Origin of the sequence: Phenylobacterium sp., from assembly GCF_044372605.1 — a bacterium.
Lineage (GTDB): Bacteria > Pseudomonadota > Alphaproteobacteria > Caulobacterales > Caulobacteraceae > Phenylobacterium.
The window spans coordinates 1-10,522 of record NZ_JBILRO010000110.1 but is presented as its reverse complement, the minus strand read 5'-3'; the positions used below and the strand labels follow the sequence as shown (position 1 = coordinate 10,522).

At 65.4% G+C, this 10,522-nt stretch carries 11 protein-coding genes; 9 read left to right on the top strand and 2 right to left on the bottom strand.

The genetic code is table 11. The features are described from left to right. Window positions 1-393: N-formylglutamate amidohydrolase (locus tag ACIQ42_RS10385; protein ID WP_397422123.1), on the bottom strand; the 393-nt coding region annotated here is incomplete at its 3' end. Here ACIQ42_RS10385 and ACIQ42_RS10380 point away from each other — a divergent pair. From ACIQ42_RS10380 to ACIQ42_RS10340, 9 genes are all read left to right on the top strand, one after another. Next, a complete protein-coding gene (locus ACIQ42_RS10380) occupies window positions 393-1,307 on the top strand; it encodes a transglutaminase domain-containing protein (protein ID WP_397422122.1) in 915 nt (304 codons plus the stop codon). The two genes, ACIQ42_RS10385 and ACIQ42_RS10380, sit on opposite strands and share 1 nt — an antisense overlap. 14 nt (window positions 1,308-1,321) lie before the next feature. Further along, the gene (locus ACIQ42_RS10375; RefSeq protein WP_397422121.1) at window positions 1,322-2,125 is read left to right on the top strand and encodes a transglutaminase family protein; all 804 of its coding nucleotides are present in this window, start codon (window positions 1,322-1,324) and stop codon (window positions 2,123-2,125) included. Window positions 2,126-2,258: 133 nt separating this feature from the next. Continuing rightward, window positions 2,259-4,268: a hypothetical protein gene (locus ACIQ42_RS10370; protein ID WP_397422120.1), complete on the top strand. Its 2,010-nt coding sequence runs from the start codon at window positions 2,259-2,261 to the stop codon at window positions 4,266-4,268. Window positions 4,269-4,367: 99 nt separating this feature from the next. Next, window positions 4,368-5,693: a SulP family inorganic anion transporter gene (locus tag ACIQ42_RS10365; protein ID WP_397422119.1), complete on the top strand. Its 1,326-nt coding sequence runs from the start codon at window positions 4,368-4,370 to the stop codon at window positions 5,691-5,693. A 58-nt stretch (window positions 5,694-5,751) separates the two neighbouring features. After that, window positions 5,752-6,729: a D-alanine--D-alanine ligase gene (locus ACIQ42_RS10360; protein WP_397422118.1), complete on the top strand. Its 978-nt coding sequence runs from the start codon at window positions 5,752-5,754 to the stop codon at window positions 6,727-6,729. Between the two features lie 67 nt (window positions 6,730-6,796). Beyond that, on the top strand, window positions 6,797-7,552 hold the full coding sequence (locus ACIQ42_RS10355; RefSeq protein WP_397422117.1) for a cell division protein FtsQ/DivIB: 756 nt from the start codon (window positions 6,797-6,799) through the stop codon (window positions 7,550-7,552). Between the two features lie 18 nt (window positions 7,553-7,570). Beyond that, window positions 7,571-8,953, top strand: a complete 1,383-nt coding sequence (gene ftsA, locus ACIQ42_RS10350) for a cell division protein FtsA (protein WP_397422116.1) — start codon at window positions 7,571-7,573, stop codon at window positions 8,951-8,953. Window positions 8,954-9,138: 185 nt separating this feature from the next. Next, window positions 9,139-9,402, top strand: a complete 264-nt coding sequence (locus ACIQ42_RS10345) for a type II toxin-antitoxin system HicA family toxin (RefSeq protein ID WP_397422115.1) — start codon at window positions 9,139-9,141, stop codon at window positions 9,400-9,402. A gap of 4 nt (window positions 9,403-9,406) precedes the next feature. Continuing rightward, window positions 9,407-9,721, top strand: a complete 315-nt coding sequence (locus tag ACIQ42_RS10340; protein WP_397422114.1) for a type II toxin-antitoxin system HicB family antitoxin — start codon at window positions 9,407-9,409, stop codon at window positions 9,719-9,721. Between the two features lie 29 nt (window positions 9,722-9,750). On the opposite strand, the gene ACIQ42_RS10335 is transcribed toward ACIQ42_RS10340, so the two are convergent. Then, the coding region (locus ACIQ42_RS10335) for a phytase (protein ID WP_397422113.1) at window positions 9,751-10,522 on the bottom strand (772 nt) is incomplete at its 5' end.

Genomic DNA, 10,522 nt, shown 5'->3' with positions numbered 1-10,522 from the left:
GATCCTGGCCTCGCGTTCGGCGGCCGTCAGCGCCTGGTTGGCGGGAACAATCGTCCCGTCGCTCATCCCGGGAATTGAATCGGCGCGTGCTGGGTCACGGTTGCAGTCGATCACCAGGCGGGAGAAGCGCTGGGCGATGAAGGTCGCGTCCAGGGCGAAGCTCAGTCGTTCTCCCAATCCGGCCACGCCTATGTCCCAGGCGATGTGTCGGCTGAGCTCGGGTTCCCGAAGACCCAATCGGCGGAGCCGTGACGGAATGACGCGGCCAGCATGATCTCCCAGCAGCAGAAACGGCGATGAGGCGCCTGACTTCGTAACAATCGCAGCGTCACCTTGAGGATTGTCGCGGCTCTGCCTGGAGGTGGAGTCGGAATCGACGGAGCTTCGCTGCAATGCCTGTTGTCTCCATTCGTCACCTGACCACCTATCGTTACCGCACCCCGGTCGCGTTCGGCGAGCATCGCGTGATGTACCGGCCTCTGGAGAGCTTCGATCAGCGCGTTCTATCGGCTGAACTGACAGTGGGGCCGGAGCCCTCACTTCTGAGCTACGTTCACGAGGTCAGCGGCGCTGGCGTGGCGATCGTGCGCTTTGGCTCGCGTGCAGACCGGCTGACCTTCGAGAGCCAGGTCACTGTCGACCACCGGCTGCGTCCAGCGTTTGATCTGGAGAGTGAGCGTTCGATGATCGGGGCGGCCCGGTTCGCCTACGACCCGGACGAGGCCACTGACCTGGCGCTCTCTGTCGCCCGTCGACACCCCGACAATGGTGAGGTCGAGGCCTGGGCGCGGGGCTTTGTTCGACCTTCCGGCGGAACGCGCCTGTCCAGGGTGCTGTCGGACATGACCCATGCCATCCGTGAGACCTTTGCCTATGCCCTGCGCATGGATGGTCCGCCGCAGACACCCGTTGAGACCTTGGCGAGGCGGGCGGCCGCCTGTCGCGATTTTGCCGTCCTGCTGGTCGAAGCGGCCCGCAGTCTGGGCCTGGCCGCCCGGTTCACCTCCGGCTACGTCTATTCGGGTGCCACAAGCGCGGGGCGCACCGGCGGCGGGCACGCCCATGCCTGGGCGCGCGTCTACCTGCCCGACTGCGGGTGGGTAGACTTCGATCCGACCAATGGACTTGTCGGCAATCAGGATCTGGTCCGTGTGGCCGAGGTGATTGACCCTCGCGCAGCACTGCCGCTGTACGGATCCTGGTCCGGCCTCAAATCCGACTTCCTGGGCATGGATGTAGAGGTTGACTTGGCGATGGTCCCCACGATGCAACCCGCCACGCACTTGAGAGTTGCGCACGGGCAGTAGCCCAGGGGAGTCAAATGCGGATCCGGTGCGGATACGAGATCACATACGAATGCCCGGCGCCTACGCCGATGCTATTGATGCTCAATGTCCGGCCTGAGCGGATTTCAGACCTCGAAACGCCCGACATTATCTTGAGCGATCCCCCGATCGATCTCACCCAGTACCGCGACCGGTTCGGAAACCTGTGCAGCCGGATCCTGGCTCCACAGGGTCGTTTTGCCCTCAGGTCCGACTTCATCGTGCGTGATACCGGCCTGCCTGATCCGACGTTTCCGGAGGCCTCGCAGACACCGGTCGACCAGCTTCCCGATGAGGTCATCGTTTTTCTGCTGGGCTCACGCTACTGCGAGACTCAGGAGCTGAGCGATATTGCCTGGCGGCTTTTCGCCGATGTACCGCCGGGCTGGGCGCGGGCGCAGGCCATCGTGGCCTACGCGCATGAGCGCATCACGTTCGGCTATGCCCACGCCAGGCCCACCAAGACGGCCACCCAGGCGCATGAGGAGCAACTTGGCGTGTGCCGTGACTATGCCCACCTGGCCATCACCCTGTGCAGGTGCATGAACATCCCGGCCCGCTATTGCACGGGTTACATGGGCGACATCGGCATACCGGTAGATGGCGTGATGGACTTCAGCGCCTGGATGGAGGTTTACCTGGGCGGCGCCTGGCGGACCATGGACGCGCGCCACAACAAGCCTCGGATCGGACGGGTGATGATGGGGATCGGCCGTGACGCCACCGATGTTGCGATGATCACCAATTTCGGCCCGGCGACGCTCATCGGCTTCAAGGTTGTCGCAGACGAGCTCCTGTAGCTGTCACCAGTCGGGGTGATTGGATGATTTGCGGCCTCGATCGACCGAAACATTAGCGAAATGTAGTTGAGTCATCATTCGGAACGAAACTCTGCGATGGCGGTGTGCCGTCGGCCGACTTGAGGAAACTTTCATGAGCGCAGTTCGCTTTGGCGTTATTGGCCTGCTGGCCTCCACCGCCCTGATCGCCGGTTGCTCCACGGATAGTGCACCGCAGGCCATGAGCGCGGCCAATGCCGTCAATGTGGTGGCGACGGCCCAGGCCAGTGTCGAAAACTTCATGCTGGTTGACGCCAACCTCGAGGCCCATGAACTGTTCCGCATGACGCTGGCTCCGGCGGTGGTGCTGATCACCCAGGCCAACGGAGACGCGGCGATCCAGAAACTGGCACCGAGCCTCAACGCCATGGCTGCTGCCTACGGCGCCAAGGGCGTCGAGGTCCTGATGCTCAACTCCAACCTCAAGGATAGCCGCGAGGCCATCCTGACCGAGGCGCAGAAGGTCGGTTTCAAGGCTCCGATCCTGATGGACGTGAATCAGCTCGTGGGCGGAAGCCTGGGCGTGACGCGCTCGGCCGAAGCCTATGTGATCGACCCCAAGACCTGGACCGTGGTCTATCGCGGCGCGGTTTCAGGGGCGGCGGCGGCGGTGGATGCGCTGATGGCCGGCAAGCCGGTTCCAGCGGCGAAGATGGCCGGCAATGGCGCGGTCATCGCCTTCCCGGACCGCGGGATGGCTGCGAGAATCTCGTACGTGAAGGATGTGGCGCCGATCCTCGAGGCCAAGTGCGTCGCCTGTCACCAGGAAGGCGGCATCGGCCCGTTTGCCATGAACAATTATGCGATGGTGAAAGGCTTCTCGCCGATGATCCGCGAGGTGATCCGCACCGATCGCATGCCGCCCTACAACGCCGATCCGCACGTGGGCAAGTTCTCGGACGACCGCAATCTCTCGGCCAATGAGATCAAGACCCTGGTTCACTGGATTGAAGCCGGTGCGCCGCGCGGCGAGGGCGAGGATCCGCTGGGCAAGGTGCAGCACGTGGCTGCTGAATGGCCGCTGGGCAAGCCGGACCTGGTGCTCGACATCCCGGCTTACAAGGTCCCGGCCTCCGGGGTAGTGGACTACCAGCGCCCGTTCACGCCCAACAGTCTGACGGAGGGCCGCTGGATCCGCGCCTCTACCGTCAAGCCGGGTGACCGCCAGGCGGTGCACCATATCCTGACGGGCTGGATGAAGGACGTACCCGCCGCCGGTCAGAATTCGTCTGAAACGCGCTGGCGCGGATCGGTGGGCGGTTATGCTGTCGGCGCGGAGTCCAATGTCTTCTCCGAAGAGGTCGGCACCTATCTGCCGGCCGGGGGGGCCGTGGGCTATCAGATGCACTATACGCCTTATGGCAAGGAGACTGTCGATAAGTCGCAAATCGGTGTGTACTTCCGGGACACGGTTCCGAAGTATATCATGCGGGGCGTGGTGGTGATCGACGCCACGATTGAGATACCGGCCAATACAGCGCGCCACAAGGAAGTGGCCTACGTAGAATTCCCCAAGGATGCGCTGTTGTACTCGGCGTTCCCGCACGCCCACTACCGCGCCTATTCAAATGACCTCTGGCTGCAGACGCCGGATGGCAAGAAGACGCTGCTGCTCAGCATGCCGCGGTATGATTTCAACTGGCAGCGTTCTTACACCTTTGCCCAGCCGATCAAGATCCCGGCCGGTTCGCGGCTGATCGCCAACTATGTATATGACAACTCCAAGGCCAATCCGTCGAACCCGGATCCCAGCATCAAGGTGACCTGGGGCGAGCAGAGCCACGAGGAAATGCTGTTCACGTCGCTCAGCTTCCGCTGGATGGACGAGACGGCGGTGGAGCAGATCGATTCAGAGGCCCGTTTCGCCCAGACCCGGCTGCTGGGAATGATGGACGACAACATCGACGGCAAACTGCAGAAGACCGAAATGCGGGGCCGGATGGGCGCGATGATCAGCGGCGCCTTCGCCATGCTCGACAAGAACGGCGACCAGTCTCTGGACCGGGCTGAACTGGTGGCGGCCCAGGCGATGATGGGGCGTCGCCGCGGCACGCAGGCCACCACCACGGACGGCCCGTCTGCCTCGACACCCTTCGGCAGCTAAGGCGCGGAGCCGGGACCGGCTTCCGCCCGGATGACGGCGCACTGAAAAGTCGCGCTCTCAGCCGGCCTTCGTCAGCCGACGCCCGGTCGCGCATTGACGATGGTCAATGCCGTCGGGTTGCGGGTGGCCCACAGTCTGGCGATGCCGGATGGAACCGCGTCGGCCCACCGCTACCTGCCCAAGCTCGTGACGACGCTCGCCGCCGGATACGGCCTGGGCACACTGCGTCGCGACGCCATGGCCGGCCTCACGGTCGCCATTCTGGCGCTGCCACTTTCGATGGCGATCGCCGTGGCCTCCGGCGTGTCGCCCGACCGCGGGATCTACACCGCCATCATCGGCGGTTTCCTCGTGTCTGCGCTCGGGGGTAGCCGGTACCAGATCGGCGGTCCTGCGGGGGCCTTCATCGTGCTCGTCGCCGCCACTGTGGCGCGGTTCGGGATTGACGGCCTTGTCCTGGCGGTCCTGCTGTCCGGGGTCATGCTGACGTTGATCGGCGCGTTACGTTTGGGCGCGCTTATCCGCTACATCCCGCACGCCGTGGCGGTGGGGTTCACGAGCGGCATCGGGGTGACCATCCTGGCCAGCCAGCTGAAGGATCTGGCCGGCCTGAAACTTCAAGGCACAGAGCCCGGCCCGATCCTGCCAAAGCTGGCGGCGCTGGCGCAGGCGCTGCCGACCTTCAGTCCCGTAGCCCTGGCGCTGGGCGCCGGCACGGCCGTGGTCATCCTGGGCCTGCGACGCTTTCGGCCGGGATGGCCAGGGATGCTGGTTGCGGTCATCGGGGCCACCCTTGTGGCGAGCCTGCTACATCTTCCTGCGGAAACCATCGGCAGCCGGTTCGGCGGTATCCCCCACGGCCTTCCTGCGCCGCAACTGCCGGCGATAAGTCTTGAGCGGTTGGTGGCCCTGCTTCCGACCGCGCTGTCATTCACCTTGCTTGGCGGCCTGGAAAGCCTGCTTTCGGCCAAGGTGGCGGACGGCATGACGGGGCGCGTCCACCGGTCCAACATGGAGCTGGTGGCCCAGGGCATCGCCAATGTGGCCTCGGCGCTGTTTGGCGGCATCAGCGTGACCGGCACTATCGCCCGTACTGCCACCAACATCCGGGCGGGCGCACAGACCCCGGTCGCCGGGATGCTGCACGCGGTGTTTCTGCTCATCTTCATGATCATCGCCGCGCCACTGGCCAGCTATGTGCCGTTGACCGCCCTGGCCGGACTTCTGGTGGTCGTGGCCTGGAACATGGTCGAGAGACGCGAGTTCGCCAGCCTCATGACCCAGTGGCGCGCGGCCATCGTCCTCCTGGCGACCTTTGGCCTGACGCTGCTGGTCGACCTGACAGCCGGGATCATGGTCGGGTGCGGCCTTGCGGCGCTTTTCTGGGGGATTGCCAGGCTGCGTTCGAAAATCACGCGCCCTTGACCGGGCCTGCAGCTTTCGCCACCGCGGAGTGCATATTCCGCCGCCAATTGAGTCGCCCATGACCGCACCCCTTTCCGGCCACCATGTCGCCGTCCTTCTGGGCGGGCTTTCCTCCGAGCGCGAGGTGAGCCTGGTGTCCGGCCGCGAATGCGCCGACGCGCTGGAACGACTGGGCGCGAAAGTCAGTCGCGTGGACGCGGGGCGGGATCTGGCCCAGGTGCTGGCCCGGCTGAAGCCTGACGTCTGCTTCAACGCCCTGCATGGTGCGTGGGGCGAGGACGGCTGCGTGCAGGGCGTCCTGGAAACGCTTGGGCTGCCCTATACCCATTGCGGCGTCCTGGCCTCGGCCCTGGCCATGGACAAGGCCAGGTCCAAGGCGGTGCTGGCGGCAGCCGGCGTGGTGGTGCCCGGCGGCGGACTGTTCAATCGCTTTGACGTCGCGGCCGCCCACGTGATGGCGCCGCCCTATGTCGTGAAGCCGAATGCGGAGGGATCCTCGGTCGGGGTCTTCCTGGTGTTCGAGGGCGCCAACGGCCCGCCGCAGGAGGTGATTGCGCCCTCGTGGACCTACGGCGAGGCGGTGATGGTGGAGCCCTACATCCGCGGCCTCGAACTGGCTGTCGGCGTGATGGACGGCAAGGCGATGACCGTTACCGAAATAATCCCGGCGACAGGATTTTATGACTACGACGCCAAGTATTCCGACGGCGGTTCCGAGCACGTTGTACCCGCAAGAATTCCGCCTCAGGTGTTTGAAAACGCGAAGAGACTTTCGGAGATGGCCCATGCTGCGTTGGGTTGCCGCGGGGTGACGCGGTCCGACCTGCGTTATGATGATGTTAACGACGTTTTGGTCCTATTGGAGGTCAACACCCAACCGGGGATGACGCCCACCTCGCTCGTACCTGAGCAGGCGGCGGCGGGCGGGGTGGATTTCGACCGACTGGTGCTTTGGATCACGGAGGACGCTTATGCCCGCGGTAGTGCGGGGGGGATCGCGAGTCACGGCGAAACCTCGGGCCAAGGCGCCCGCTAGTCCGACCCGGCGCCCAACGGCGAAGGCGGAGGGGAATCGCGCCAGCCTGACCCCCAAACATGTTCTGATGATCGCCGCCGGCGTCCTGACGGTGACCCTGGGTGTGACCCTGGCGACCGGGGGCCGCGGCCAACTGATCGCGGACGGCGTGGCATCGGGCGTTGACCACAGCTTTGGCGATGCCGGGTTTCGGCTGGCAGCGGTTCAGGTGAAAGGCGCCTCCCGGCTGGCGACCCCGAACATTCTGTCAGCTGCCGGCCTCCACAAGGACCAACCGCTGATGGGGCTCGACCTCGCGGCGGTGAAGGGCCGGATCGAAGCGGTGGGTTGGGTCAAGGAAGCCCAGGTCTCGCGGGTGTTGCCCGACACCCTGCTTATCTCGGTGCAGGAGCGTCGCCAACTGGCGGTCTGGCAACACAAGGGCCGCAGCGTCGTGATTGACGACGAGGGCAAGACGATCCCGGAGGCGGATCCCGCTCGCTTCTCAGGCCTGCCGTTGGTGGTCGGCGAGGGCGGTGACACCCATGCCGGCGAGATCCTTCCTCTGCTTGCGCAACGCCCGCAACTTATGTCGCGGCTTGAGGCCCTGGTAAGGGTGGATGACCGCCGCTGGGACCTTCGCCTGAAGGACGGCGCCCTGATCCAGCTGCCTTCGATCGACGAGGAGCGTGCGCTGGGCCGTCTCGAGCGGCTGGAACAGCGCACGAGAGTGCTGGCGCTGGGCTTCGAGCGCATTGATCTTCGCAACCCCGATACGGTGGCCGTTCGGCCGCGCGCCTCCCAAACCCTCGCGCCCACCACGCCGCCTGTCGATGGCGTGTAAGGATCAAGTGACCGACCCATGTTGAAAGCCGCGCCCCGCCCGCAAGACGCCCGGACCACCGAGGGCCAGAAGGACGCCCGGCGGGTCGGGCCGCTGAAGGATAATCGCGACGGCCTGAAAGCGGCGCTGGCGCCACCGAAGGTGATCGCCGCCGTGGATCTCGGGGCTACCAAGGTTACCTGCTTCATCATGAAGCCCGAAGGTGTGCACAAGGGCGACCGCACGCTCAGCACCTGTGGCGTGGGCTATGTGCAGTCGCGCGGCATTCGTGGCGGTTCGATTGTCAATCTGGATGAGGCCTCGGCTGCCATCGCCCAGGCGGTGGAGCGGGCCGAAAATCTGGCCGGCGTCAATGTTCAGGGCGTTACCATCGCCACAGCCGGCGGCGCGCTGACCTCCACCCGGGTGACGGGGCGGGTCTCCATCGGCGCCCGGCCCATCGCCGACAACGACCTGGTTCGCGCCATCAGCAATGCCCTGGCCCAGATCAAGCTTCCCGGTCGCCGGGCGATCCACATCCTGCCGATGGCCTGGGCCGTGGACGGGCAGGGCGGGGTACGTGACCCCCGCGCCATGTTCGGCAAGACCCTGGGCGTTGAACTGCTGGTGGTTTCGGTGGCCGAGACGGTCTTCAACACCCTGGGCGCCTGCGTTGAACGCGCCCACCTACAGCTGGACGGCGTGGTCGCTGCTCCCTTCGTCTCCGCGCTGGCGGCGCTGGAGGAAGACGAGATGGATCTGGGCTCGGTCTGCATAGACATGGGCGGCGGCTCCACCTCCGCCTCGGTGTTTCGTGGTGGCAGTCTGGTGCATGTGGAGACCGTGCCGGTGGGCGGTCAGCATGTGACGCAGGATATCGCCCGTGGTCTCTCAACCTCCATCGTCGGCGCCGAACGGATCAAGACCCTGCATGGCTCGGCCATCGCTTCGGCCAACGAGGATCGCGAGATGATCGAAGCGCCCCCGCGCGGCGATGATCCCGGCGCCGGACCCGTCGTGGCGCCGCGCAGCCTGTTGAAAGGCATCATCGCGCCGCGCGTGGAAGAGACGCTGGAGTTGCTGCGTGATCGCCTGAAAGCCGCCGGCGCGCCCATAGAGCCGGGCGCGGGCCTCGTGCTGACCGGCGGCGCCAGCCAACTGGCCGGCGTGCGGGAAGTAGCCGTGCGGGTGTTTGACCGCCCGGTCCGGCTGGGCCGCCCGCGCCGGGTGCCGCACCTGGCCGACGCCGCCTCGGGCCCCGCCTTCACGGCCTGCGCAGGCATACTCCACCGCTCGGCCTTTGGCCCCCGCGAAGCGGTGTCGACCAAGCAGCTGTCATCCACGAAGCTTCGCCGCGAACCGCTCGACCCCCGCGCCAATCCGGTGGCCAAGGCGGCGGCATGGTTGAGGGATAATCTGTAGACCGGCCAAACCATCCTCACCGATGGGCGCCAGAGCACGACAGCTTGAAGTGGATACCGGTTCAAGCGCCCGTCGTGCTCTAAACATTTGATAGCGAGCCTGTCCGGTTCAGGTGATTCCATCTGAACCGGACAGACTCTAGCCGTCGCGGTTGATGTGATACAATTTTCTGATATCATATATCCATGAATGGTCGGCACCGGCAGACCTTGAAACGGATATTTGTGGACCCCGTGGTGGCGGATCTGCGTTGGTCCGAGATCGAGTCGCTGTTCAGGGCCTTGGATGCGGAGGTCAGCGAGGGTGCGGGCAGTCGAATCCGGGTCGCCCTGGTTGGTGTTCGGGCTGTCTTTCACCGCCCCCATCCAAGCCCAGACACCAAACGCAGCAGCGTCCGGGCGGTTCGAGCGTTTCTGATTGCGGCTGGCATTGGGCCGGAAAGGGATTGAGCAAATGCTGGAGTACAAGGGCTATGCTGGCACCGTCGAGGCTGACGACGGGGCGTTTGTCGGTCAGGTCGTAGGTTTGCGCGACGTGATCACATTTGAGGGCGAGAGTTTCGCCGAGGTCGAAGCCGCTTTTCGCGGCAGCATTGACGACTACCTGAACTTCTGTGCGGAACGTGGTGAAGCGCCAGATCGTCCTTACAGCGGAAAAATCCCCCTTCGGCTTGATCCCGCAACCCACCGGCGCGCCGCGGTTAGGGCGCTGGCGGAGGGCATGAGCCTGAACGCCTGGATCGCCAGTCGGATCGAAGCGGTGGCTTAGCAGCCTGCCTCGACCCTCTGTCCCGAGGCCTACAGCCCCAGCGCCTTCTTCACTTCGCGCCAGTCGACCAGTTTGAAGTTCTGGCGGGCGCCGGTTGCGCCGTCGTCGACATCGTCCTGCATGACCACGAGACCTTGCGGGAAGGCGCCGACCTGGCCGCCGAGGGCAGCGACGCCGTCGGTACCTGTGACGGCGTCGATCCCGCCGTTGGCCACCACGCTGAAGCGACCCTTGTAGGCGGGCCCGGCACCATCCACCTGCCAGACCGCGAAGGCTGAATCGCCCTGGCTCGAGGCGATCAGGTATGTCGCCGCGCCGTCATCGATCAGAGCCAGACCTTCCACGTCGGGCGCCAGCTGGGCTGACGGCGCCTGAGCGATCAGCTCGCCGGCTGACGGAACGGATCCGATATCGAAACGCCAGACGCCGCGTCCTTCCTCGCCCAGATAAAGTCGGCCGCGAGCGTCATCGACCACGCAGCCTTCCGGCTGGGTCGGCACGGCAAAGCGGCGCTCTTCCTTGACGACGGGCTTGCCGTTCGCGCCGGCGCTGACCTGCAGCTGACGCACCTGGCCGTCGGTGCCGTTGACGATCATCAGAAAGGTGTCGCCCCGTCGGGCAAGGCAAAGACCGTAGGGTTCGATCAGGTCCACAGGAACCGCGCCCCAGAACGAGAGCTTCAGCGTCGCGGTGTCCAGCAGGAACAGCGCCGCACCGGCGCCGCGCCGTCCGCGATCCGACGCGGCGACCAGCACGCGGGGCCCGGCGGCGGTCGGGAAGCCTTCGCGGATATCGACATTG